This is a genomic window from Kribbella sp. NPDC051770 (genome assembly GCF_040681455.1).
Classification (GTDB): Bacteria; Actinomycetota; Actinomycetes; order Propionibacteriales; family Kribbellaceae; genus Kribbella.
In genome coordinates this window covers 190700-214801 of record NZ_JBFAYT010000007.1, presented here as the reverse complement: position 1 = coordinate 214801, position 24102 = coordinate 190700, and the positions used below count along the sequence as shown (strand labels likewise).

At 70.9% G+C, this 24102-nt stretch carries 24 protein-coding genes; 11 read left to right on the top strand and 13 right to left on the bottom strand.

Annotated elements, in window-relative coordinates; translation table 11 throughout:
• Positions 1 to 78 precede the first annotated feature (78 nt).
• Complete coding sequence (locus AB0M01_RS23810; RefSeq protein WP_363672959.1) at positions 79 to 735, top strand: transglycosylase SLT domain-containing protein; 657 nt, start codon at positions 79 to 81, stop codon at positions 733 to 735.
• Here the strand turns inward: AB0M01_RS23810 and AB0M01_RS23805 are convergent, their stop codons facing one another.
• A complete protein-coding gene (locus AB0M01_RS23805; protein WP_363672957.1) occupies positions 736 to 1305 on the bottom strand; it encodes an XRE family transcriptional regulator in 570 nt (189 codons plus the stop codon). It abuts the gene before it with no gap.
• 65 nt (positions 1306 to 1370) lie between these two features.
• Here AB0M01_RS23805 and AB0M01_RS23800 point away from each other — a divergent pair, with 65 nt between their 5' ends.
• Positions 1371 to 1820, top strand: a complete 450-nt coding sequence (locus AB0M01_RS23800) for a DinB family protein (protein WP_363672955.1) — start codon at positions 1371 to 1373, stop codon at positions 1818 to 1820.
• Between the two features lie 121 nt (positions 1821 to 1941).
• Complete coding sequence (locus tag AB0M01_RS23795) at positions 1942 to 4431, top strand: X2-like carbohydrate binding domain-containing protein (protein WP_363672953.1); 2490 nt, start codon at positions 1942 to 1944, stop codon at positions 4429 to 4431.
• A gap of 54 nt (positions 4432 to 4485) precedes the next feature.
• Here AB0M01_RS23795 and AB0M01_RS23790 read toward each other — a convergent pair whose 3' ends face one another.
• The gene (locus AB0M01_RS23790) at positions 4486 to 5316 is read right to left on the bottom strand and encodes a hypothetical protein (protein ID WP_363672951.1); all 831 of its coding nucleotides are present in this window, start codon (positions 5314 to 5316) and stop codon (positions 4486 to 4488) included.
• 206 nt (positions 5317 to 5522) lie between these two features.
• Between AB0M01_RS23790 and AB0M01_RS23785 the strand changes: the two genes are divergently transcribed.
• Positions 5523 to 6242, top strand: coding sequence for an alpha/beta hydrolase (locus AB0M01_RS23785; RefSeq protein ID WP_363672949.1), 720 nt, complete (start codon positions 5523 to 5525; stop codon positions 6240 to 6242).
• A gap of 56 nt (positions 6243 to 6298) precedes the next feature.
• Positions 6299 to 7057, top strand: a complete 759-nt coding sequence (locus AB0M01_RS23780; protein WP_363672947.1) for a methyltransferase domain-containing protein — start codon at positions 6299 to 6301, stop codon at positions 7055 to 7057.
• Here AB0M01_RS23780 and AB0M01_RS23775 read toward each other — a convergent pair.
• Positions 7002 to 8351, bottom strand: coding sequence for an FAD-dependent oxidoreductase (locus AB0M01_RS23775; RefSeq protein ID WP_363672945.1), 1350 nt, complete (start codon positions 8349 to 8351; stop codon positions 7002 to 7004). The genes AB0M01_RS23780 and AB0M01_RS23775 overlap by 56 nt on opposite strands.
• Before the next feature lie 102 nt (positions 8352 to 8453).
• Here AB0M01_RS23775 and AB0M01_RS23770 point away from each other — a divergent pair, with 102 nt between their 5' ends.
• Positions 8454 to 9026 (top strand): GNAT family N-acetyltransferase, encoded by a 573-nt coding sequence (locus tag AB0M01_RS23770; RefSeq protein WP_363672943.1) that lies wholly within the window; start codon positions 8454 to 8456, stop codon positions 9024 to 9026.
• Here AB0M01_RS23770 and AB0M01_RS23765 read toward each other — a convergent pair whose 3' ends face one another.
• Positions 9027 to 9611: an alpha/beta fold hydrolase gene (locus AB0M01_RS23765; protein WP_363672941.1), complete on the bottom strand. Its 585-nt coding sequence runs from the start codon at positions 9609 to 9611 to the stop codon at positions 9027 to 9029.
• Positions 9612 to 9742: 131 nt separating this feature from the next.
• On the opposite strand from AB0M01_RS23765, the gene AB0M01_RS23760 reads away from it, so the two are divergent.
• A complete protein-coding gene (locus tag AB0M01_RS23760; RefSeq protein ID WP_363672939.1) occupies positions 9743 to 12163 on the top strand; it encodes a glycosyl hydrolase in 2421 nt (806 codons plus the stop codon).
• Here AB0M01_RS23760 and AB0M01_RS23755 read toward each other — a convergent pair.
• From AB0M01_RS23755 to AB0M01_RS23730, 6 genes are all read right to left on the bottom strand, one after another.
• On the bottom strand, positions 12126 to 12806 hold the full coding sequence (locus AB0M01_RS23755) for a sigma-70 family RNA polymerase sigma factor (protein ID WP_363672937.1): 681 nt from the start codon (positions 12804 to 12806) through the stop codon (positions 12126 to 12128). The genes AB0M01_RS23760 and AB0M01_RS23755 overlap by 38 nt on opposite strands.
• A gap of 170 nt (positions 12807 to 12976) precedes the next feature.
• Positions 12977 to 13810, bottom strand: a complete 834-nt coding sequence (locus tag AB0M01_RS23750) for an alpha/beta hydrolase (RefSeq protein WP_363672935.1) — start codon at positions 13808 to 13810, stop codon at positions 12977 to 12979.
• A complete protein-coding gene (locus AB0M01_RS23745; RefSeq protein WP_363672933.1) occupies positions 13807 to 14751 on the bottom strand; it encodes a hypothetical protein in 945 nt (314 codons plus the stop codon). Before AB0M01_RS23745 ends, AB0M01_RS23750 begins: the two co-directional genes overlap by 4 nt.
• The gene (locus tag AB0M01_RS23740) at positions 14748 to 15218 is read right to left on the bottom strand and encodes a hypothetical protein (RefSeq protein ID WP_363672931.1); all 471 of its coding nucleotides are present in this window, start codon (positions 15216 to 15218) and stop codon (positions 14748 to 14750) included. The genes AB0M01_RS23745 and AB0M01_RS23740 overlap by 4 nt, the downstream gene beginning before the upstream one ends.
• On the bottom strand, positions 15215 to 16483 hold the full coding sequence (locus AB0M01_RS23735) for a macrolide family glycosyltransferase (RefSeq protein ID WP_363672929.1): 1269 nt from the start codon (positions 16481 to 16483) through the stop codon (positions 15215 to 15217). Before AB0M01_RS23735 ends, AB0M01_RS23740 begins: the two co-directional genes overlap by 4 nt.
• Complete coding sequence (locus AB0M01_RS23730) at positions 16480 to 17370, bottom strand: patatin-like phospholipase family protein (protein WP_363672927.1); 891 nt, start codon at positions 17368 to 17370, stop codon at positions 16480 to 16482. Before AB0M01_RS23730 ends, AB0M01_RS23735 begins: the two co-directional genes overlap by 4 nt.
• A 203-nt stretch (positions 17371 to 17573) precedes the next feature.
• On the opposite strand from AB0M01_RS23730, the gene AB0M01_RS23725 reads away from it, so the two are divergent.
• Positions 17574 to 18479, top strand: coding sequence for a GTP-binding protein LepA (locus tag AB0M01_RS23725; RefSeq protein ID WP_363672925.1), 906 nt, complete (start codon positions 17574 to 17576; stop codon positions 18477 to 18479).
• Here AB0M01_RS23725 and AB0M01_RS23720 read toward each other — a convergent pair.
• Positions 18454 to 19014: a TetR family transcriptional regulator gene (locus AB0M01_RS23720; RefSeq protein ID WP_363672923.1), complete on the bottom strand. Its 561-nt coding sequence runs from the start codon at positions 19012 to 19014 to the stop codon at positions 18454 to 18456. The two genes, AB0M01_RS23725 and AB0M01_RS23720, sit on opposite strands and share 26 nt — an antisense overlap.
• A 148-nt stretch (positions 19015 to 19162) precedes the next feature.
• Between AB0M01_RS23720 and AB0M01_RS23715 the strand changes: the two genes are divergently transcribed.
• Together AB0M01_RS23715 and AB0M01_RS23710 are read left to right on the top strand one after the other, a co-directional pair.
• On the top strand, positions 19163 to 21916 hold the full coding sequence (locus tag AB0M01_RS23715) for an AAA family ATPase (protein ID WP_363672922.1): 2754 nt from the start codon (positions 19163 to 19165) through the stop codon (positions 21914 to 21916).
• Positions 21917 to 21939: 23 nt separating this feature from the next.
• Positions 21940 to 22410, top strand: a complete 471-nt coding sequence (locus tag AB0M01_RS23710) for a MarR family winged helix-turn-helix transcriptional regulator (RefSeq protein ID WP_363672920.1) — start codon at positions 21940 to 21942, stop codon at positions 22408 to 22410.
• A gap of 3 nt (positions 22411 to 22413) precedes the next feature.
• On the opposite strand, the gene AB0M01_RS23705 is transcribed toward AB0M01_RS23710, so the two are convergent.
• Positions 22414 to 23064: an NAD(P)H-dependent oxidoreductase gene (locus AB0M01_RS23705; RefSeq protein WP_363672918.1), complete on the bottom strand. Its 651-nt coding sequence runs from the start codon at positions 23062 to 23064 to the stop codon at positions 22414 to 22416.
• A 91-nt stretch (positions 23065 to 23155) separates the two neighbouring features.
• On the opposite strand from AB0M01_RS23705, the gene AB0M01_RS23700 reads away from it, so the two are divergent.
• A complete protein-coding gene (locus AB0M01_RS23700; protein WP_363672916.1) occupies positions 23156 to 23812 on the top strand; it encodes a nitroreductase in 657 nt (218 codons plus the stop codon).
• Between the two features lie 21 nt (positions 23813 to 23833).
• Here the strand turns inward: AB0M01_RS23700 and AB0M01_RS23695 are convergent, their stop codons facing one another.
• The gene (locus AB0M01_RS23695) at positions 23834 to 24061 is read right to left on the bottom strand and encodes a hypothetical protein (RefSeq protein ID WP_363672914.1); all 228 of its coding nucleotides are present in this window, start codon (positions 24059 to 24061) and stop codon (positions 23834 to 23836) included.
• Positions 24062 to 24102: the final 41 nt, after the last annotated feature.

The following is a 24102-nucleotide window of genomic DNA, read 5'->3' as shown; positions in this document are numbered from 1 at the left end:
GGAGCGCTGGGGCGACCTTCCGGGGGAGTGCCTGCTCGGTGGGTAGGGTTGGTGACCTGACTCGGGCGGGGAGGTGTGGTGAGCAAGGGCTGGTGGTTGATCGTCGTCGGCGCGGTCGCCGTGGCGGCGTGCGTTGCGCGCGGTCCGGAGGCGGACGACTCCAAAGCCGGCCCGCCGAGTGCCTCCGCCTCCACGCCGACGGCGAAACCGAGTGCGAAACCGACGCCCAGGGCAACGGACTGGTGGGTCGACTACGACCCGGCGCAGTTCGCCGCCGCGGTGCGGAAGTCGGCGGCCGCGGCGAAGGTGAATCCGCAGCTGCTGATGGCGATTCTCTACAACGAGTCGTACAAACCGCACGACCCCGAGTTCGAACGCTCCTGGCAGAAGATCGACTCCAACCCGGCGCTCGGCATCGCGAACATGCACGAGGCCGCGTTCGAGGACACGCAACGCGGCAAGCGAATGCGCGGCCGCACCTGGAACGAGCTGCCCGATCATCCCGAGCTGGCCATCGAGGCCGCCGCATGGCACCTGAGCGATCTCGCGCGCGGGCTGCCGGACAAGCTGCGGACCGATCTCACCAAGGACGAACTGGTTGCCCTCGGCTACAACGCCGGGCGGGGCAACATGCGGTTGTTCGCCAACGGCCGCAAGCCGGGGACCCAAGCTCAGTCGTACCTCGACCGCCTGCACGACAACTGGCAGAAGTCGGGCGAGGCCGTCCGAGGGTAGTTAAGTGCGTGATGAGACATGTGCCCGTTCGCCCTGTGGGCCGAACAGCGTGAGCACCTCCGCCGACCGCTTCCCGGCACTCCCGATCCAGTGCGGAATCCGCGTGTCGAACTCCGCCGCCTCTCCCTCCCCGAGCACGTACTCCTGATCCCCGAGCACGAAGCGAACCCGTCCGGTGAGCACGTAGAACCACTCGTAACCCTCATGCGTCTGGCGCTTGTTCGCCGACGCCTGACCGGCCGGCGGATAAAGCACCTTGTACGCCTGCACCCCACCCGCTTGCCGGGTCAGCGGCACGATGGTGAGCCCGAACCGCCGCATCGGTCGCAGGTGAATCCGCGGGTCACCGGTCGGCGGAGCGGCGACCAGGTCGTCGAGCGGTACGCCGTGCGCGCGAGCGAGCGGCAAGAGCTGCTCGAGCGTCGGCCGGAGCTTGCCGGTCTCCAGCCGCGAGAGGGTGCTCGCGGTCAGCCCGGTCTCGCTGGAGAGCGCCGCCAGCGTGGCTCCCCGAGCTCGCCGCAACTCCCGCAGCCGCGCGCCCACACCGTCCAGGACATCGTTCTCGCTCATCTCCTGAGCTTGCAGATCCGCAATTTCTCGTGCAACACAGCAAGCTGCCGCCGATGCTGGTCGGCATGGCACAACAGGAGAAGGACATACTCCAGGACGCTCTCGACGGCCTGCGGGCCGCGATCACGCGGAAGGTGGTCGGGGTACCGGAGCCTGACGTCCGGATGCCGGGCGTGCAGTCGGGCACGAATCTGCTCGGGCTGGTCAAGCATCTGACCGCCGTCGAGCGGTTCTACCTGCTGGGGGAGCCCGTCCGGAGCTGGCCGCGGACGTTCAAGCCGACCGACGACGAGACCGTCGAGAGCGTGCTGGCCGGCTACCAACAAGCCATCGAGCAGGCGAACGAGGTGATCGCCCGATGGACGGATCTGGACCAGGCCGCTCAAGGGCCCCCGAAGAAGGGCCCGAAGCCCTCGCGGCGCTGGGTGCTCGTGCATCTGATCGAGGAGACCGGCCGCCACGCCGGCCACGCCGACATCCTCCGGGAGCGGATCGACGGCGCGACCGGGAAGTAATTTCTTAACGAGCGACAGAAAGTCTTGACATCGTCTCGGGCAGCCTTCAAGGTTCCAATATCCTATCCGATCCGCCCCGGTCGGACGGCTCACCCGAAGACCACAGAGAGGGTCACCGCTCATGACCAGATCCCGTCGGCCGAAGGCGATCCGAGGCCTGATCGCGGGGCTCGTCGTCGCCGTCGTCCTCCCGGTGGGGGCGTCGGCCGTTTCGTCGGCCGCGCCGATCACCCCGGGCACGACCACCGCCGTGGGCAAGGCGGACACCACGACGACCCCCGCGACCCCGCCGGCCGCCGACCCGCTGGCCCCGGCCGGCGCGGTCGCCGCGAAGCCGTACATGGGGTGGAGCAGCTACAGCATGGAGGTCTTCTCGCCGCTCGGCGGCAAGTGGATCACCGCGGCCCAGATCAAGGCCCAGTCCGACGCGATGCACAAGAAGCTGCAGCCGTACGGGTACAAGTACATCAACATCGACGCCGCCTGGAACGACGGGATCGACGCGTACGGCCGGCCGACGCCGTCCAAGACGCTGTACCCGAACGGGTTCCAGGAGGTGATCGACCACATCCACAAGAACGGCCAGAAGGTCGGCATCTACAGCATCCCGGGCATCTCCGACGCGGTGCTGAAGGCCAACCTGCCGGTGTACGGCGCTCCCGGCTGCACCACCGGCAACCTGGCCAAGGAGCCGAAGCAGCAGGGCGACTACTGGGGCTTCGGCTGGCGCCTCGACATGGACAACCCGTGCGCGCAGAAGTACATCGACTCCTTCGCGGACCTGTTCGCGAGCTGGGGCATCGACTTCCTCAAGTTCGACAGCGTCACCCCGGGCTCGGGCAAGAACGACCTGTCCCTCGACGCCCGCGAGGAGGTGGCCGGCTGGTCGAAGGCGCTGGCCCGGCACAAGATCTGGTTCGAGCTGTCCTGGGCGCTCGACATCCGGTACGCCGACTACTGGAAGTCGGTCGCGAACGGCTGGCGGCTGGACTGGGACGTCGAGTGCTACTGCACCAACGAGGCGCTGACCGCCTGGCCGAACATCTCCCGGCTGTTCCCGAAGGTGGCCGACTGGTGGCGCCACGGCGGGCCCGGCGGCTGGAACGACCTCGACTCGCTCAACGTCGGCAACGGCACGATGGACGGCCTGACCAAGGACGAGCGCCGTACGGCGGCCACGCTGTGGGCGGTCTCGGCCGCGCCGTTCTACATCGGTAACGACATGACCAAGCTCGACCAGTACGGGCTCGACCTGCTGACCAACCGTGAGGTCGTCGCGGTGAACCAGGCCGGCCGCCCCGCGCAGCCGGTGTCGACCAAGACCAACCGCCAGGTCTGGTACTCGCTGAACGCGGACAGCTCGTACACCGTCGCGCTGTTCAACCTCGGCACCACCGAGGCCGACATGACCGCGAACTTCGCCGACCTCGGCCTGGACGGCTCCGCCACCGTGCGCGACCTGTGGGCCGGCAAGAACCTCGGCACCTTCAAGTCGGGGTACACCGCGCAGGTCGTGCCGCCGCACGGTGCTCGCCTGTTCAAGGTGACGCCGCAGAAGAAGGCGACGATCCGAGTCAACGACGACGACCTGCGGGCCCAGTACGACGGCGACTGGCAGCGCAACGGCAACAAGGAGGTCGCCGCGGTCTCCGAGCCGCTGACCGTCAAGGTCACCGACACCGGTACGGCGCCTGCTCCGCAGGAGAACAACGCCGGCGTCCGCACGGTGACGCTGAACAACGACGACCCGCAGATCAACTACACCGGGTCGTGGAGCCGCAGCACCGGGCGTGGTCTGGGTGACTACCAGGACGACGTCCAGTACACCGAGGCGAACGGCGACGCGTTCTCGCACACCTTCGTCGGCACCGGCGTCGACTTCTTCACCGAGACCCACGAGTCCCAGGGCGAGGTGGAGATCTACATCGACGGCGAGCTCAAGCAGACCGTCGACACCCACCAGGCCGAGGGGCGCGGCGCTCAGCAGAAGGTGTTCAGCATCTCCGACCTGCCGAACGGCACGCACACGATCCGTGGCGTGAAGAAGTCGGGACAGTTCATGCTCGTCGACAAGCTCGACGTCCGGCAGGTCAGCCTGCTCAACCCGGATACCGTTGCTTTCGACAAGAAGGCGCCGGCCGACGTGACGATGGAGATCGCCCGCGACTCCAGCGAGCTGGCCTCGATCGCCCAGGGCGGCAAGGTCCTTGCCAAGGGCACGGACTACACGGTGGCCGGTCGCAACGTCACGCTGAAGAAGGAGTACCTGGCCACGCTCGCCACCGGCGACAGCGCCCTGGACTTCACCTTCCGCGGTGACTACCGCGACGACGTCCACGCCACCACCGCCAACGGCGCCTCGGTCAGCTTCACCTTCCGCGGTACGTCGGTGGACTGGATCACCGCGAAGGCGCCTGACCAGGGCGACGCCGACATCTACCTCGACGGCAAGCTGGTCCGCCGGGTCAACCTGCGCAGCGACGAGCGGGTCACCCTGCAGCCGGTCTTCACGCAGTCCGGTCTGAAGGACGCGAACCACACGCTGAAGATCGTCAAGGTCTCCGGCGACGTGCTCCGCTCCGACCAGCTGCGCTACACGCTGGCCAAGTAGCACCCAACGACACAGCGGGGGTCCGGAAGTTCCCGGGCCCCCGCTGTGCTGCGGTCAGGCCTTCCGGATCCGGAACAGCGCGACCCGCGCCTCGTGCGAGTCCACGCTCATCGGCACCGCCCGCGTCCCGGTCAGCTCGAGCTGCACCGATCCGTCGCCCGGCAGCCAGTCGATCCGGTCGATGCCGTTGGCAAACACCTTCCGCTCGCCGTCCTGCCCGGTGGCCTGGCCGTACGCCGGGTTGTTGGTGTCGGCGGTCCAGATCACCAGGTGCCCGCGCTCGTGGTGCGCCATCACCCGCTCGCGGTGCGTCTTCTTGTGCAGGTCCCACTCGTCGCGCAGCGCCGGGTTCTGCTCGCCGTTGTAGGCGCCGGCCAGGTAGTGCGTGTTGATCAGCACGAACTTCAGCCCCGGCTGCGCCGCGTGCTCGACGGCCACCTCGGTGATCCACCGCGGCGGCGTGACCCCGCCGATACCACCGTGCACGAAGGTCGCGTTCGAGTTCACCACCGTCCAGGGCTGCGGCACCGAGATCGGCACCCGGTACGCCGTCTCGTGGTACAGGAACGCGTTCTGGTACGCCGGGCCGAAGTACTGCGAGATCATCGCCGGCTCGCCCTCGTCACCCTCCCGGATCTCCTGCCAGCCGACGAACGGCCGGTTGTCCGGGTCGGCGTTGTTCCGCACGTCCCGGATCGCCGCCTCGCGGGCGCCGAGGTTCTTCCGCCCGATGTTCGCCGTCACGACCGGCAACCGAACCCACTCCGAAGCTGCTGCCGCGGGCTTGTTCCGTCGCGCCGAGGCGCCCTGCGCCGACCCGACCATCGCGGCCAGCGCACCACCCCCGAGCATCAGGGCCCGTCGCCTGCTGACTCTCTCCACCATCACTACCTCCGCAAGATCCGGCCGTGACGACCGGTGGGCGTGTGTCTTGTCGGCGAGTACGACGTACGAGAAACCCCGGCGGGTTCCCGCCGGCCGGCCCAGCAGCTACCGGCCGCGGGTAAGAATCCGCTGGATCTCGTCACAGGAAGACGTGCTGTCCGGTCCAAGCTCGTGACAGTCATTGCCAGTCAGGGGAGAGCAGAGTCATGAGTGAGAAACCGACCGTCGTGCTGGTGCACGGAGCGTTCGCGGAGTCGGCCAGCTGGAACGGGGTGGTCTCGCGGCTGCTGGAGCAGGGGTTGAAGGTCGTGGCGGCGGGCAATCAGCTGCGCAGCCTGGCCGGGGACGCGGCGTACGTGCGGGACGTGATCGCGGGGATCGGTGGGCCGGTGCTGCTCGTCGGGCACTCGTACGGTGGGATGGTGATCACCGAGGCGTCGGCGCGCAACGACGCGGTGGTGGGGCTGGTGTACGTCGACGCGTTCACGCCCGACCACGGCGAGAGCGCGCTGGAGCTGTCGGCGAAGTTCCCGGGCAGCACGCTGGGTGAGGCGCTGGCCGGTTACCCGGTGGCGACGGGCGGCAACGAGCTGTACATCCGGCACGACCGGTTCCACCAGCAGTTCTGCGCCGACGTACCGGCGGCGGAGGCGGCGTTGATGGCGGCGACGCAGCGGCCGGTGACAGAGAAGGCGCTGACCGATCCGCTGCCGACGGACTCGCCGGGATGGCGGACGACGCCGTCGTGGTTCGTGATCAGCGACCAGGACCTGAACATCCCGGTCGCCGCGCACCGGTACTTCGCGGAGCGGGCTGGCGCGCGGGTGACGCGGGAGATCGCGGGCGGGTCGCACGCGCTGAGCGTGTCGCGGCCCGGGCCGATCGCCGAGGTGATCGTCGAGGCCGTCACCGCACTCTCGAACTGATCAGGAGCCGGGCCTCGCACACGCGGCGACAGCAGGACGAGGAGAGGGCGCGACAGATGACAGCACCGGCGATGGCGGCCGAGTTCGACAACGTCGCCGGGTGGACTGCTGATGCGGTCGAGCGGCTCGGCGACCGGTACGCGATACCGGCCGCCTGCCGCGGCAGCGCGAGCCCGGCCGCACTCGCCTGGCTGGCCGAGGCCTGCGAGCTCTCGGCCGGTACGACGCTCCTCGACATCGGCGCCGGCGTGGGCGGCCCGGCAGCCTGGGCCGCGCGGCGCTTCGGCGTACGACCGGTTCTGCTGGAGCCGATGCCGTCGGCAGCCCGAGCAGCGTCCCGGCTGTTCGGCCTGCCGGTCATCACCGCCGACGGCACCGCCATCCCGCTCGGCAACGAATCGATCGACACCGCCTGGTGCCTCGGTGTCCTGTGCACCGTCGAGGACAAACCGAAGCTCCTCAGCGAGATCCACCGGGTTCTCACACCAGGCGCCTCCCTGGGCCTGCTGGTAGTGGTTGCTCAGGACAACCAGATTCACAACACCCCGGACGGCAACCACTTCCCGACCCAGCACGAGCTCAACAGCCTGCTCGCATCAACCGGCTTCACGCTGCTGGAACAGACGACAAGACCCGACGCAGCACCACTGTCGTGGTCGCGCCGGGTCGAGGAGGTCACCCGCGCCGTCGCCGCGCGGCACCGCGCGACGCCGGCGTACGCGCTGGCCGCCCGCCAGGGCGAGCGGCTCACGCGGTTGTTCAGCGAGGGACGACTGACGATGCAACTGCTGCACGCGGTTCGTCGGCCTCGGTGACGAAGGCCTCGCGCGGGCGTTGCACCGAGGCCAGCGACACGATGTCGCGGCCGTAGAACACCGCGGTGATCCAGACCGCGAGCACGTGGATCTTGCGGTCCCAGGTCGGCACCGCCAGTACGTGGTAGCCGCGGTGCATCAGCCAGGCCAGGAAGCCCTTCACGACGATCCGCCGGAACTGGAAGATCCCGGTGCCGAGGCCGAGCGTCGCGACGGCGCCGAGGCTGTGGTGCTCGTAGTTCTTCGGCGCCCGCCCACGCAGCGAGGCGATCAGGTTCTTCGCCAGCAGCTTGCCCTGCCGTACGGCGTGCTGCGCGTTCGGCGTCGTGAAGGTGCCGGGGACCGGCGAGGCCAGGTCGGGTACGGCGGCGTCGTCGCCGGCCGCCCAGGCGTCCGGGACGATCTCGTCGTCGGTACCGATCCGCAGGTCGGCCCGGACCTGGATCCGGCCCTGCGCGTTGATCGGCAGGTCGGTGTGGTTGCGGACCAGGTGCGGCGAGGCGTTGCCGGTGGTCCAGACCATCAGCGTCCCGTCGTACTCGACGCCGTTGGACAGGACGACGTGGCCGTCGACGGCGGAGACCACCGAGGTGTTCAGGTGGACGTGGGCGCCCTTCTTCTCGAGCTGCTCGACCACCCACTGGCCGGGGCGGTCGGTGACCTCGGGCAGGATCCGGTTCTTCAGCTCGACCAGGTGGAACGAGAGGTCGTCCACGCTCAGCTCCGGGTAGAAGTCGACCAGCTTGCGGGCCAGCGAGAGCAGCTCGGCGAAACCCTCGACGCCGGCGAACCCGCCACCGGCGAAGGTGACGGTCAGCAGCTTGCGCCGCTCGGGACCGGGCGGCAGGACGGACGCCTCGTCGAACGCGGTCAGCAGCCGGTCGCGGATCGCGACCGCCTCCTCGACGTGCTTCATCCCGATCGCCTGCTCGGTCAGCCCCGGGACGGCGAACGTCCGGGTGACCGCACCGGCGGTGACGACCAGGATGTCGTACTGGATCTCGAAGTCGCCGCCCTGCGCCGGGTGCACGGTCACGGTCTTGCGGCCGTGCTCGATGCTGGTCACCGAACCGGACACGATCTTGGTCCTGCGCAGGTTGCGGCGCAGCGACACGGCCGCGTGCCGGGCCTCGACGGCGCCGGACAGGACCTCGGGCAGGAACGGCTGGTAGGTCAGGTACGGCCGCGGGTCGATGACGACCACCTCGGCCTCGCCGCGGCGGAGCTTCTTCTCCAGCTTCCACGCCGTGTAGAACCCGGCGTACCCACCACCGACGACCACGATCTTGCGCATGGACGGTTCCCCTTTCTTGTCCTCCTACCAAGAAGACAACGCAGCCCGATCGAGTGTGACGCGATCCGTGTCACAGGAGAGCAGTCTGTCCGGTCTCAGTGGGTGCCGACTACTCCGGAGGACGTGATGGACCCGATGATCGAGACCGAACGCCTGGTACTGCGGCCCTGGCGCGAGGAGGACGCGCCGGACGCGCTGGCGATCTACGGCGACGAGGAGGTGACGCGCTGGCTGACGCCCGAGATGAAACGGGTCCCGGACGAGGAGGCGATGCGCGCCGTACTGCGGGAGTGGCAGGCGGGTGATGTGAAGCCGGTGAGTCACTGGGCGGTCCGGGAGCGTGACGCGGAGCGGCTCGTCGGCGGTGTCGCGTTGCTGCGGCTGGCGCCGTGGGAGGACGTCGAGATCGCCTGGCAGCTCGCTCGGCCGGCGTGGGGTCACGGGTACGCCGCGGAGGCGGGTGAGGCGCTGGCGCGGTGGTCGATGCATCACGCGAACGTGGACGAGCTGTTCGCGCTGGTCGGGGCGTCGAACGAGCGCGCGGCGGCGACCGCGCGGCGGATCGGGATGGAGTGGATCGGGGAGACCGACGAGTACCACCACACGCGGCTGGAGCTGTACCGGTTGCGGCACGACGATCTGGCGTACTGCGAGGCGTGCGGTGAGGAGGAGTGATCAACCCTTCAACGCGTCGGCGATGGCGGCACTCACGACATCTGGTGCTGAGCGGTGGAGGGTGTGGGTGGCGCCTGCGACCTCGCGGATGCCACGGGCGCCGGCTCGGCGGGCCATTGCGCGGTGCCGGGCGACGGGGATGGTGAGGTCCTCGTCGCCGAAGACGAACCACGACGGGAGAGATTTCCAGGCTGGTACGACGCCTGTCAGCGGCGCGTGCAGTGCTTCGCTGGGTACCTCCGTAGGTGTCCCGTCGGGTGACATCAGGTCGGCGGCACACTCGCCGACGTCGGGCGCGAACGCCGAGACGTAGACCAACCCGCGCACGCTGGGGTGGACGCCCTCCGCCGCGTAACCCGCGGCCGCGGCGGTGATCACCGTGCCGCCGTACGAGTGTCCGACGAGCACCACCGGCCGCCCGACGGCAGTGATCGCCTCCTGCACGCCCGCGGCGTCGGCCGCGAGCTCCCGCCACGGTGTGGCGACGGCGACCACCTCGATCGACCGGACCAGCAGCCGTTCCACGACGCTGTTCCATCCGCTGGAGTCGCCCAGCACCAGTACGACACCCTGCCTGTCTGTCACGGTGACCCTCCGATCGGCACAGGTAGGACCACCCACCCGGCGCGGTTGTGACGGTGGCCGATCCCGGACACCGCGCCGGGGCCGCGTTGACGCGGTCGCGGCGGGCGCGATGGGGTGGGAGGACGAGCACCGTGGGCGACTGGGAAGGCCGGCTGATGGCGACCCTGGACGACGTACGACGCCAGTTCCGCAACCCTCCGGCCGACGGCCGGCCGATGATGCGGTGGTGGTGGTTCGGGCCCTCGGTCGAGCGCGGCGAGATCGAGCGGCAGCTGCGCGCGATGGCCGCGGCGGGGCTGGGCGGCGTCGAGGTCGCGTTCGTCTACCCGATGGGCCCGGTGACCGCCGAGTTCGGCTCGGCGGCGCTGCTCGCCGATCTCGGGTACGCCGCGCGCACCGCGCGCCAGCTCGGGCTGCGGTTCGACCTCACGCTCGGCAGCGGCTGGTCGTACGGCGGCGGGCACATCGGCGCGGAGCACGCCGCGCGCGGACTCGGCTGGGACCGGCGGGAGATCGGCGCGGCGGAGCTTCAGGTGCCGGTGGTCGAGGCCTGGCCGGGGGACGAGATCGTGGCCGCGTTCGTCGGCGAGGGCGCCGCGCCGGCGGCGTACGAGGAACTGGTGGTGGACGGCGGGGTGATCCACGTGCCGCCCGGCAAGGGACCGCGCGAGGTGCTGATCGCGACCTCGCGGCTGACCGGGCAGAACGTGAAGCGCGCGGCGGCGGGCGCCGAAGGGCCGGTGCTCGACCACTACAGCGTCGGCGCGGCGGAGAAGCACATCGCGGCGGTCGCGGAGCCGTTCCTGCGGGCGGCCGGGCCGGAGCTGGTCGGGTCGGTGTTCTGCGACAGCGTCGAGGTGTACGGCGCGGACTGGACGCCGGAGCTGCTGAAGGAGTTCACGGCCCGGCGTGGGTACTCGTTGCAGCCGCGGCTGTGGGAGCTGCTGGTTGACGCACCCGGCGCACAGCAGGTGCGGATCGACTTCCAGCGGACGCTGGCGGAGCTGTACGAGGAGAACTTCGTCGCGGTCTTCCAGCGCTGGGCGGCCGGGCACGGGGTGCCGTTCCGGATCCAGAGCTACGGCGAACCGGGCGCGACGGTGAGCAGCTACCGGTCGGCGGACCTGTTCGAGGGCGAGGGCTGGGGATGGACGCGGGTGCCGGAGACGCGGTGGGCGGCGTCGGCCGCGGCGGCGTACGGACGGCAGGTGGTGTCGGCGGAGGTGTGGACGTGGGTGCACTCGCCGTCGTTCCGGGCGACGCCGCTGGACCTGCAGGCGGAGGCGCACGAGCACTTCCTGTCGGGCGTGAACCAACTGATCGGGCACGGGTGGCCGTACTCGCCGGCGAGTGCTGGGTGGATCTTCTACGCGGCGGGGGCGCTGGACGACCGGAATCCTTGGTGGCCGGTCGCTGGTGAGTTGTTCGGGGCGTTGCACCGGGTGTCGTGGTTGCTGCAGCAGGGGACGCCGGTGCGGGACGTGAAGGTCTACGTACCGGCTTCTGACGTGTACGCCGAGGCGCGCGGGTCGGTGAATCTGTACCGGGCTGCTCGCGATCGGATCGGGGTGGAGGTTCCGCGGCAGATCAGGGAGTCGGGGCTGGACTTCGATCTGGTCGACGACGACGCGGTCGAGGTGTTGCAGCCGGGCGGGTTGGTGGTGGTGCCGGAGGGGGCGATCGTTCCGGAGCGGACTCGGGCTTGGCTGGCGCAGTGCGAGGTGGTCAGCGATCTGGCGGGGCGGCTGCCGGACGGGCTTGCGCCGGATGTCGGCGTGGTGCGTCGGCGGCTGGATGACGGGGACGTGTACTTCCTGGCGAACACCGGGAACGAGGTGCGGAGTTTTCGGTTCGAGGTGGCGGACGCGTTCGAGCGGTGGGATGCGGCGACCGGCGAGACTCGGGTGGTCGGGTCGTCGGTGACGTTGCAGCCGTACGAGTCGGTGGTGCTCGTGCCGACCGCCGGAGAGGTGGGGGCCGAGCCCGAGGTCGGGCTGGTGGCCGGGCAGGGGGTCGAGGTCGTGGGGCGGGTGGACGGGCCGTGGCTGGTCGACTTCGGCGCCGGGCCTGAGCCGGTGGCGCTGCCGCACCGCTGGGAGGACTCACGGCCGGCGTACTCGGGGTCGGCTGCCTATCTGACCGAGGTCGAGCTGCCCGCGGCGGCCCAGGTCTTCCTGGACTTCGGCGACGGGGAGCCGGTGGAGCGGGCGGAGTACCTGCCGGAGAACTCGTTCCAGGCGCTCCTGCTGCCGCCGGTCGGGGTGGCGGCGGAGGTGTGGGTGAACGACGTGCGCTGCGGGAGCGTGTGGGCGCCGCCGTACCGCGTGGAGGTGACGGACGCCGTACGGGCCGGGAAGAACGCGGTGCGGGTCGTCGTGCACAACACGCGGGCGAACGCGCTGGCCGCTGATCAGGAGCTGGCAGCCGTTGTCGAGGCGGTGACCGCGGAGTACGGGAACCGGTTCGAGCTGCAGGACATCGAGCACGCGGCGGACCACCTGGCGTCGGGGCTGCTCAGCCCGCCCGTAGTTCTGCGGGGAGATCCGCGATGAGCAGGGCCTCGAGGTCGGTGAGGTCGCCGGCCCGGGCGGCCTTGAGGAACGCCTGCAGGAGCTGGTGGTGGGCGGCCGGGCAGACCGGGTTGTCGCGGTCGGCGCTGAGGTGGGTGCGGGCGCGGCTGACCAGCTGGCGGGTGTTGGCCGCGCCGGTGTGCAGGATCTCGGAGATGCGAGCGTACGGGTAGTCGAAGGCCTCCCGGAGCACGTACGCCGCCCGCTCGCGCGGTGGGAGGCTGCCGAGCAGGGTGAGGACGGCTCGCTCGACCTCCTCCGCGAGCTCGGCCTCGGTCGCGGGGTCGTCGTCGGTGCAGCCGATCTGGTCCTGGTACCACTCGCCGACCGGGGTCTCGCGGCGCCTCCGCGCCGACTGTGCGACGTTGATCGCGAGCCGGACGGTCATCGTGACGAGGAACGCGTGCGGGTCGGCGACCACGGACCGGTCGGTGCGCTGCCAGCGCAGCCAGATCTCCTGGACGACGTCCTCGGCGTCGGTCTGGCTGGACAGCACCCGGGAGGCGATCCGCAGCAGCCGGGGGCGGGCGCTGACGAAGGCGGAGAGTCCGTCCTCGGCGCGCAGCTCCTGGACGGGCGCGGTGGAGGGGCGGTCGATCGGGCGGTCGATCAGTTGGATGGTCACAGTCCCGGCTCCTTTCGGTGCTGGTTCCACCGTCGCCGTGGAGTCCGTGGTCACGCGCCCCTGGGAGTGCGTGGTGATCACGTGGTGCGCTCCCGGACCGCACTACGTGCGCCCACCCCGAACAGCACTGTGCGCCGGGCCGTGACCACGACCCGGCGCACAGTGACCAACTACCGCGTGACCGCCTTCGCCGCGCGCTCGACCACCTTCACCACCGTGCCCGGCTGCGACATCAACCCCAGGTGCCCGGCGTCGTACGTCGTGATGCTCGACCGGGCCCGGTTCGCCATCGAGCGCTGGACGTCGATCGGGATGATCAGGTCCTTCGTCCCGACCAGCGCCCAGGACGGGATGGTCCGCCAGGCCGGCGTCCCGGACGGCTCGTTGATCGACAGCAGGGTGGCGGGCCGCTGCGTGGCCGCGACCAGGGACTTGTCCTCGAAGCTCAGCCCGGTCGCGAACGCGTTGAACACCGTCGACCGCTTCAGGTAGACCTCCGTGGCCGGCGTCGGCGGCAGCGTGGCCGGGACGAAGTCGAAGATCGTGGTCGGGTCGGTCGACAGCGCGGAGTCCGGCCCGGCCAGCTGCCCGATGCTCTCACCGGTGTCCGGCATGAACGCGTTGACGTAGACCAGCGCCTTCACCCCCGGGTGCCCGGTCGCCGCGTTGGAGATGACGGCGCCGCCGTACGAGTGCGCGACCAGCACGATCGGGCCGCCGATCGTGTCCAGGTAGGCCCGGACCGACGCGGCGTCGGTGGCCAGCGAGCGCAGCGGGTTCGGCGGCGCGACCACCCGGTAGCCGTCGTTCTGGAGCCGCTTGATGACGCTGTTCCAGCCCGACGCGTCGGCCCAGTCGCCGTGCAGCAGGACGACGGTCGGCTTCGGGCTGCCCTGGCCGGTGCCGGAAGCGACGCTCGGGCTGAGGCCGATCACGACGAGCACGAGTGCGGTGAGCAGCGCGACCAACGACGGCCGCCGGGTGGAGCGTTGCGAGTTCCTCATGGTGTGGATGTCCTGTTCTGTACGGCGGATGGCAACGGGTAGCGATCCCGGACGATCGCGATCACCGTTGCGGTGGTGCGGTCCAGGAACGTGCGGCCGTCGGGGAGCGCGGCGGTCGGGCTGATGTAGCTGGCCGGGCCGACGTGCGTGGCCGGGTCCAGCGGGTGTTTCGTGACGCGGCCCTCGCGGACCGCGCGGTTCCACGCGCTCCAGCGGAACAGCCGCCAGCGTTGCGGGAAGATCAGGGTGCCGACGCGCTCGATCCAGTCGTTGGCGCTGGTCAGCTGATGCAGCTGGTCGGCCTGGCTGACGTCGTTCGCGCCGTTGTGGAAGCCTCCGATCGAGATCAGCAGCAGCGGTGGGTGCAGCTGCCGGTGCAGCTCCTCGACAGCGCCGGTCGCCACCTGGGCGCCGCCGCTGTAGCTGAGCAGGACGACCGGGATGCGGCTGTCGGGCTGGTAGCCGGCGAGGCGGAGCTGGGTCGCGATCTGGGAACCGACGGCCCGGTTGTAGAGCGGGCGGTAGCGGTGATCGGCGGCGACGAAGGTCTGCATCACGTTGTGCAGGAAGAGCAGCAGACCGACGTGGCTGCGCAGCCAGGACCAGACCGGTCGGTCGGCGAGCGGGGCAGCGAGTGGTGAGTACGGCTGGACCTGACCGAGCACACGCAGCTCGGGGGCGCCGTCGATCAGGGCCTTGACCAGCTGGCCGCCGTCGCGGGTGTCGCGGGCCCGGCGCTTGCCGATGCCGTCGAGGTAGACCAGGTACGCGAGCGGCGGGCGGTCTGGCGCGGCGCCGCGCGCGTACGGAACGCCTTCCGGCAGTACGGCGGTGGGGCTGCGCCAACCGGCGCTGTAGACGAGGACTTCGTACCGGGCGAGCAGGCCCTCGGCGAGCAGTGCCGGGCCGAGCAGGATGACCCAGAACAGGAAGTCGTTCATGTCACCGGCTCCAGGGTGGTCGGGACGGTGACGCGGACGACCAGGCGGCGGACGACCTCGACGGCCGCGCCGAGACCGACTCCGGCGACGGCCACGCAGGCGGCGGCGGTCGTCCAGTCGGTCGCGAGTGCATCGGCGAGGCCGAAGCCGACTCCGATGAAGAGCAACAGGTGGAGGAAGGGGCCGAGCAGCGGGAAGGCGAGGACCGCGGTGAAGATGAGTGGTGCGACCAGGCCGGGGGTCCAGGTGAGTTCGCTGCCGGTCGGTGAGGTGACCAGCTCGGCGAGCGTCCAGGCGGTCAACGGCCAGAGCGCGAAGACGATGCCTTCGACCACGGCACCAGCCGCGAGCAGTCCGATGACCGAGGGGCGCGAGAGTTTCGGGCCTCGGACAACGAGTGGAAGCACGCGTCCGGCCGCCTCGGACAGCCCGGCGAGCAGCAGCAGTACGACGACCAGTGGCGTCATCGCGCGGCCTTGCGGTGGCGGGGTGATGCGACTGGCGACGCGGCCGATGCGGCCGGCGCCTGCTTGGCCAGCGGGGCGATCGGCGGGTGCTTCGCGAGCAGGTAGCGCTCGATCTCGTCGGCCGCACGGTGGAAACCGCCGGCGCGCTGCTGCGACGTCCGCAGCTTCGCCGCGGCCGCGTGGAAGCGCGGGTCCTCGAGCAACCGCCGCGCGGCGGCCCGGACCGAGCCCTCGGTGACCGCCAGCGTCGGCATCGACAGGCCCGCGCCGAGCTCGACGACGCGCCCGGCGACCAGGGGCTGGTCGGCGCCCTGCGGGATGACGAGCATCGGGACTCCGGCGTACAGGGCCTCGTTGACGCTGTTCATCCCCCCATGGGTGACGAACAGCGCGGCGCGGGCGAGCACAGCCGGTTGCGGCAGGAAGCGGCGGACGACGACGTTCGGCGGAAGCTCGCCGAGCGCTGCAGGATCGGTCTGCCCGCTGGCGATCACGGCGGTGCCGGCCAGCGGGGCGAGGGCGACGGCGAACGTGCGGAGCAGCTCCGGGTTCGCGTTGAACACCGTGCCGAGGGAGGCGTACAGGACCGGGTCGTGCAGCTCGTCGTGCGGGAACGTCCGGTCGTCCGGGCGGGCGCCGATGCTCGGTCCGACGAACCGGTACGAGTCGTCCAGCTCCTCGACTCCCGGCTGGAACTCCGGTGAGGTGTAGACGAGGTTGAGCGGCTGCTGGATGTTGCCCAGGTCAACCGCCGGGAGGCCACTGGCGTCGTACTGGCGGTTGAGCTTGCGACGGGCGCTGACGAACCGGCGCAGGATCCGCGGGCTGGTGGTTGCCGACGACAACAACTCCCGCGAGACCGCGGTCGGGCTCGGCACCCGGCTGTTGAACGCGAACGTGGTGTACGACGACACCGCCGGTACGTCGAGCTCCCGCGCCGCGACCGCACCCCACGGGCACGCGGCGTCGTGCACGATCAGGTCCGGCCGGACCCCGCACAGATCTGAGAGCACCGCCGGCAGCACCTCGACGGCGGTCTCCGCCAGCCCGGCCAGCAAGGCCAACGGCGTGGGCGGATCGGGCAACGGCTGGTCCCCGCCGGAGTACACCCGGACGCTCGCCCCCGCGGCCTCGATCTCGGCCCGGAACGCGGGCGACGTGTGGTACGTGACGGTGTGCCCGCGACGGACCAGCTCCGCGACCAGCGGCAGCGTCGGGTTCACCCGCCCGTGCATCGCGATGTTGAGAAAGGCGATCGTGCTCATCGTTGCGACCTCCACTGTGCGGACCTGTACAGACCGGGCCCGTCGATCTGCAGCCCGTCGAGAAAGTTGTCGGCCGTGGCGCAGGCGGTGTCGATCAGCCGGTCCGCGTGGCCGAAGTCCCACCAGGCCGGCCAGGTGTCGATCCCGGTCGGCAGTACGACGGTCGGCAGGTGCCCGGCGACCTCGTGCAGGTCGCACTCGATCTGGTGGTGCAGCCGCAACAACCCGGCCCGCGCCGCGATCGCGCCCGCCCGGCGTCGCGGAACGGTCGGCTGCAGCGGCCAGCTCTCGGGGCCTGTGGTGAGCACCACCAGACTCGCCGCTCCGGCCCGCTGCGCCGCGAGAACGGGGACGTAGGCAACGACTCCGCCGTCGACCAGCATCAGGCCGTCGCGATCCACCGGCGGCAGGATCCCAGGGATCGCCGCGCTGGCGAGCAACGCGGACTCGAGGTCGCCGTGGTCGAGCAGGACCTCCGTGCCGGTGGCGAGATCGGTGGCGACCGCGGTGAACGGGATGGCCAGTTCCTCGATCCGCTCCGGCAGTTCGGCGCGGGCGATCAGACGGCGCAGCCCGCGGTCGGTGAACACGCTCGCGGCCAGCGCGGACAGGCCGAGCGGGAAGACCTCGCGGCGCCGCAGCTGCCGCCAGACGTCGTCCAGCCAGGCCGCCGCGGTGTCGGGGTGGGCGGCCGCGATCGCTCCGGTGAGCGCGCCGACCGACGTACCGACGATCAGGTCGGGGACGAAGCCGCGGCGCTCCAGCGCGTACCCGGCGCCGACGTGCGCGGCACCGAGAACACCACCGGCGCCGGCCACGACGGCGACCGGACGGGGAAGCGCGGCCAGGCCGCCGGTAGCGGCCGGCCGGCGGTCGAGCAGGGTCATCGAGCACCTCCGGGGGAGTCGTCTCTACCCCCTTGGACCAGGCTCGGCCCCGGTCTGTGACAGGCCTGGGCCGGTGTCACAGAAGCCGGCCTGGACCGGTCCACTGAGAGTCCGGACACAAAAAGTCAACGCGGGTTGACTTTCTTTCCGGCCCCCTCCTACCGTCGAAGTCAACAGCCATTGACAAAAAGTCAGGTGCGGCCATGACCCAGATGCACGCCCCCGCCCGACCCGGCCGGGCCACCCAAGAAGGCCTGCGGCGGTTCGTCGAGAGGTTCGCCGAGGAGCACCCGCCGCTGACGCTGGCCGCCGCCGACCTGACCATCCACGACCCGGCCGAGGTCCGCCGCCGGTACGGCGGGGTGTTCAACTACCTGACCCGGGTCGAGCTCGAGGTCGAGCGGAACGTGCTCGAGCTGCGCGCGTTGATGCCGGACGCGACCGAGGTCGACCGGTTCTTCTACCACGACGTCTGGTCGCCGCAGGAGCTCCAGCACGGGATCCTGCTCGACGCCGTCCAGCAGGGGTTCGGCCTGGAGCCGGAGGCGACCGACCTGCGGCTGAGCGCGAAGATGCGGCTGGTCGGCGTACTGTCGCACCTGCCCGGGATGCTCGGCGTGATCCGGCTGCTCTACTACCTGACCGGCGCCGCCACCGAACGCTCGGCCGTGATCGCCTACTCGCGGCTGGTCGACGGGCTGCAGGACATGGGCGAGCGGGCGATCGCCGAGACCGTGATCGCGCCGATCAAACGCCAGGAGCCCGGCCACTTCGCGTTCTACCGGCTGTCGGCCGAGGCGCTGATCGGCGAGGAAGGGCTGAAGGACTGGCAGCTCCAGCTGGCGCGGATCCTGCGCCGCCGGTCGTTCGGGCTGGTCGGGGTGAACAACCGCAAGCAGCAGGCCGATTTCGGCGACGTCGCGCGGGCGCTCGACTTCGACCGCGACCTGCTAGAGGTCGCGCGCCAGGTCAGCCGGGTGGAACGCGAGCTGCTCTGGTCGAAGGAGCAGGGGCTCGACGTCCCGGCGTACATCCTGGCCGCGCTGCGGGACGCGATCGAGCTCAGCGTCGTCCGGGAGGAGCTCAGTCCTTCGGAAGGTCGTCCGTGAGGTACCGCTGGATCGCGGGCGCGAGGTCCGCGACCAGGCCGTCGGGCTTGCGCCGGGTCATGTCGGGCAGGCGGAGCACGTACCGCGTGAGGGCGATGCCGAGCAGCTGGCTGCTGATCAGGCCGGCCCGGCGCGCCGCCTGGTCGGGCGCGACCGTCGAGACCATCGCGCGTAGTTGCTTCACGTACACCTCGCGCAGCCGCGCCGCCGCGGCTTCGTGGGTGGCCGCGGACCGCAGCAGGATCGGCAGCGCGGTCTGCTTGTCGTCACCTTCCCAGATCGCCAGGAAGTGCCGCAGCAGCACCTCGCCGCGCTGCTCGGCATCGACGCCGCGGAGGTCCGGCAGGTGCAGGTCGACGTCGATCGCGGTCGAGAACAGCGACTCCTTGCTGGTGAAGTACCGCACCACCATCGCCGGGTCGATCTGCGCCTGCGTCGCGATCGCCCGCACACTCACCTGCCCGTACGGCAACGCCGCGAACTGCTCCCGCGCGGCCTCGAGAATCGCCGCCCGGGTCCGCTCCGACTTCTTCATCCTCCTACCGTACAAGAGAAGTCAACGTCGGTTGACTTCTGTTGCCGGCTCTGCTCGAACTCGTTGCGGTCGGCCCGCAACAGGGAGTGATCGAGCCGGTGACGTCTATCGGGACTGCGGATTCCGGGGCTAGCCTCGGGCTGGGGTGATGACCGTGTCGATCGTCGGTTCGGAGCCCGAGCTCCGCGGGCGCCGGACGGAGTGTGGTCGGCTGGACGACGTGGTGGCGCGCGTGCGGACCGGCCACGGGCAGGTGCTGGTCGTCCGTGGTGAGGCCGGGATCGGGAAGTCCGCCCTGCTCGATTACCTGGCCGCGCGCGCCGAGGGTTGCCACGTCGTCCGCGCCTCCGGCGTCGAGTCCGAGATGGAGCTCCCGTACGCCGGGCTGCACCAGCTGTGCGCACCCCTGCTCGAGCGCGACCACCAGTTGCCGCAGCCGCAACGCGCCGCGCTCGGTGTCGCCTTCGGGCTCGAGTTCGGCGGACCACCGGATCGCTTCCTGGTCGGCGCGGCCGCGCTCAGCCTGCTCTCGTCGAGCTCGGAGAGTACGCCGCTGCTGTGCGTGGTCGACGACGCACAGTGGCTCGACCAGGCGTCCGTCCAGGCGCTGACCTTCGTCGGACGGCGGTTGCTCGCGGACCGGATCGGCCTGGTGTTCGCGCTGCGCGAGCCGGTCGCCGGACCCGAGTGGCACGCGTTCCCCGAACTGGCGGTCGGCGGTCTGCACGACCACGACGCCGCCGACCTGCTCGACTCCGTCGTTCCCGGGCGGCTCGACGTACGGGTCCGGGATCGCATCGTCGCCGAGACGCGCGGCAACCCGCTGGCGCTGCTGGAGCTGCCGCGGAGTCTGACCGCGAGTCAGCTGGCCGGTGGCTTCCAGCGCCTCGACACCCGGCCGCTGCCCAGCCAGATCGAGCAGAGCTTCGTGACCCGGGTCCAGGCGCTCCCGCCGGAGACGCAGCAGTTGCTGCTGACCGCTGCCGTCGAACCGGTCGGCGACGTACCGCTGCTGATCCGTGCGCTGGCGATCCAGAACATCCCGGTGACGGCCGCCGCTCCGGCTGAGGCGGACCGGCTGATCGACATCGGCACCACGGTGCGTTTCCGCCATCCGCTGGTGCGCTCCGCCGCGAACCGGGTCGCCGACCCCGCGGCCCGCCGGCGCGCTCACCAAGCGCTCGCGGAGGCGATCGACCCCGAGCTGAACCCGGACCGCCGGGCCTGGCACCGCGCTCACGGCGCTGCCGGGCCCGACGAGGAGATCGCCGCCGAGCTGGTCGGCTCCGCCGACCGCGCGCAGCGTCGCGGTGGGATGGCCGCGACGGCGGCGTTCCTGCAACGCGCGACCGACCTCACGCCCGACGCGGCGACGCGGGCGACCCGCGCCTTGGCCGCCGCCCAGGCGACGATGGGTGCGGGCGATTTCGAGACCGCGCTCCGGCTCCTCGTCACGGCCGGCGAAGGATCGGACGATCCCGCGCACAGCGCCCGGGTGAATCTCGTCCGCGCCCAGGTCACGCTGTTCTCCGGGCACGGCGTCGAAGCGCCGCCGCTGCTCGTCGAGGCCGCCCGCCGGCTCGAACCGATCGACCTGGATCTCGCGCGGGACACCTACCTGAACGCGCTCGGCGCCGCGCTGTTCGCCGGGCGGATGGCGGGGGAGACGGGCCTGACCGCTGTCGCCCGCGCGGCCCGGCAGCTGCCCGCGCCGGACCTGAGTCGCAAGCGCGACCTCGTGCTGCAGGGCATCGCGGTGCTCTACACGGACGGGTATCCAGCCGGGATCGAGCCCGCGCGGGACGCCGTCCGGGCGTTCGCCCGCGCGGTCGGACCGGCGGACAGCGACGACATGTACTGGCTCGGGCACGGGTCGCTGCTGGCCCTCAACCTCTGGGACGACGAGCAGTGGGAGGTGCTGACCGCGCGGAACCTCGGCATCGCCCGCGAGAACGGCGCGCTGACCGAGCTGCCGTACGTGCTGAACCACCGGATCAACCTGAGCCTGTTCTCCGGCGAGATCGCCAAGGCCGCGGCGCTGGTCGCCGAGATCCAGACCATCAACGAGTTGACCGGGGCCGCGCTCGCGCCGTACGGCGAGGTCTGTCTGGCGGCCTGGCGCGGGCACCCGGAGGAGGCCTCGGCGCGGATCACCCGCAGCGCGCAGGAGGCCGAGTCGCGCGGCGAGGGCAACGGCGTCGCGAACGCGCACTACGCGCAGGCCGTCCTGCAGAACGGCCTGGCGCAGTACCAGAAGGCGCTCGCGTCGGCTCGCGAGGCGTCGGCGTTCCCGGAGGAGCTGAGCATCGCGAGCTGGGCGCTGCCTGAGCTGATCGAGGCAGCTGCCCGCAGCGGCCGGCCGGAGCTGGCTGCCGAGGGGTTCGAACGGCTTCGCGTGATGGCCGAGGCCTGCGGCACCGACTGGGCGCTCGGCGTACTGGCTCGGTCGAAGGCGCTGCTCGGCACCGACGCCGACGAGTCGTCGTACGAGGAAGCGATCGAGCGTCTGAGCCGCACCCGGATGCGGATGGAGCTGGCCCGCGCCCATCTCGTGTACGGCGAGTGGCTGCGTCGCGAGGGTCGCCGTCAGGACGCCCGGGCGCAGCTGCGGACGGCGTACAAGATGTTCAGCACGTCAGGTGCCGACGCCTTCGCCGGCCGCGCCGGTCACGAGCTCGTCGCCACCGGCGAAGCCGTCGGCCACCGCACCGACCGCGCCACCGACAGCTTGACTCCGCAGGAGGCGCACATCGCCGAGCTGGCCGGCGCCGGCCTCACCAACGCCGAGATCGGCGCGCAGATGTTCCTCAGCCAGCACACCGTCGAGTGGCACCTCCGCAAGGTGTTCACCAAGCTCGACATCACCTCCCGCAAACAGCTCCGCCCGACCGCCCGGCACTGAACCACGTCGGTACGATGGCGCGCATGACCGCACCTCGTCGTACCGGCGCCGGCCGGGCGACCGACGGTCCCGGCGACGCCTCGCCGTTCGCGCTCGGCTTGCTGCTGCGCCAGGCGCACGCGCGCGCCGGTGCGCTGATGTCGGAGGCGCTCCGCCCGCTGGGGATCGAGCTGCGGCACTTCTCCGTCCTGATCGTGCTGGTCAACCAAGGGCCGACGCTGCAGCGGGACCTGGTGGCCGCGGCCGGGACGGACAAGGCGGGGATCATGCGGATCGTCGACGATCTCGAACGCAAGGGCCTGGCTGAGCGGCAGGCCGTGCCGGGCGACCGGCGGGCCCGGTCGGTGGCGATCACGCCGGCGGGGATCGAGCTGTTCGACGCCGCGCACGTCGCGGCGGAGCCCTCGGCCGAAGGACTGGTCGCCGGGCTCGACCACGGCGAGCGTGAGCAGCTGGTCCAGCTGCTCACGAAGCTCGCCTACCCGGCCGGGTAGCCGCTACGACGCCAGTCGCTCGGCCAGCTCCTTGGCCTTGGTGACCGCGTCCTCGAGCGCCTGCTCACGGGAGCGCTCGTACAGCGGGATCAGCTCGGCCATCGCGGGCATCTTCGGCGCCATCGTCAGCTCCGGGACGATGAACTCGACGTCCAGGCCGAGGCTCTCCCCGAGCACCTTGCGCAGGTAGGTCTGCACGAACTCCCAGTCCTCGCGCGGCGTACCGGGCCGGTACGAGCCGCCGCGGCTGGCGACCACGACCACCGGCGTGCCCTTCGACGACGGCGCGTCGCCGGAGGTCCGGCCCGGCAGCATCACGCTGTCCAGCCAGGTCTTGAGCGTCGACGGGATCGCGTAGTTGTACATCGGCGCACCGAGCAGTACGGCGTCGGCCTGCTCCAGCTCCTCGATCAGCTCCAGCCGCGCCGCCAGCGCGGCCGTCTGCTCGGGGGAGTGGCTCGCCGGGTCGCTGAGGCCCGCGGTGTAGGCGTCGGCGGTGATGTGCGGCACCGGTGCGGCGGCGAGGTCGCGGTAGACGACCGTGCCGTCCGGGTGCTGCTCCTGCCAGGTCCGGCGGAAGGTGTCGGTGACGGCCCGGGACGCGGACCGTTCGCGGGCGAACACGGACGAGTCGAGGTGCAGCAACGTGGGCATCAGGGGTCTCCTCAGATCGGCTTCTCTTGATCGTATCGAATGATACCTTCTCATCTGATACATAATCAGTCGATTGAAAGAGACAGGAGTCATGGACGTCTACGACGCAGTCACCAGCCGCCGAGCGGTCCGCGAGTTCACCGACCGACCGGTCCCGCGCCGGACGCTGGACCGGGTCCTGACCGCGGCGGCCTGGGCGCCGTCCGCGTCGAACCTGCAGCCCTGGCACGCGTACGTGGTGACGGGCGAGCCGCTGGCGGAGCTGAAGAAGCGCGCCTGCGAACGGGTGGCGGCGGGTGACCCGTTCGACGAACCGGAGTACCAGCAGTACCCGCCGGCGCTGAAGTCGCCGTACCGGGACCGTCGCTCGGCCTTCGGCGAGCAGCGCTACGGCGCGCTCGGCATCCCCCGCGACGATCTCGAGGCCCGGCACCGCGCCGCGATCGCGAACTGGGACTGCTTCGGCGCCTCGACTGCCCTCTTCTGCTACCTGGACCGCGAGATGGGCCCCGCCCAGTGGTCCGACGTCGGCATGTACCTGCAGACCGTCATGCTGCTCTGCCGCGACGAAGGCCTGCACACCTGCACCCAGATGGCCTGGGCCAAGTGCCACCGCACGGTCGCCGACATCCTCTCCCCGCCCACCGACCTGACCCTCTTCTGCGGCATGTCCATCGGCTACGAGTCCACCCCGGCACCACGAACCGGCCGAGCCCCACTCACCGAGACCCTGACGTACGTCGGGTAGGTGTTTCGGCCGGTCGCCGGGTCAGTTCCACCAGTAGAAGTGGTAGCCGCCGCCGCGGTAGTAGATCTTGCTGACGATGTAGTTCTTGACGAAGCCGTAGTCGAACCACTGCAGGTGGCACTTGTCGAAGTCGTAGCCGCAGGAGACCTCGCCTTCGGCCTGGATGCCGGTGGTCTGTGCGTTCGCGGCGGTGGCGGTGCCGCCGAACGCGGCGACCGCGATGGAGACGACCGCGACTGCTCTGGCCATGCGCTTCATGAGGGGTACCGCCCTTCGCTCTCGCTTGCCCT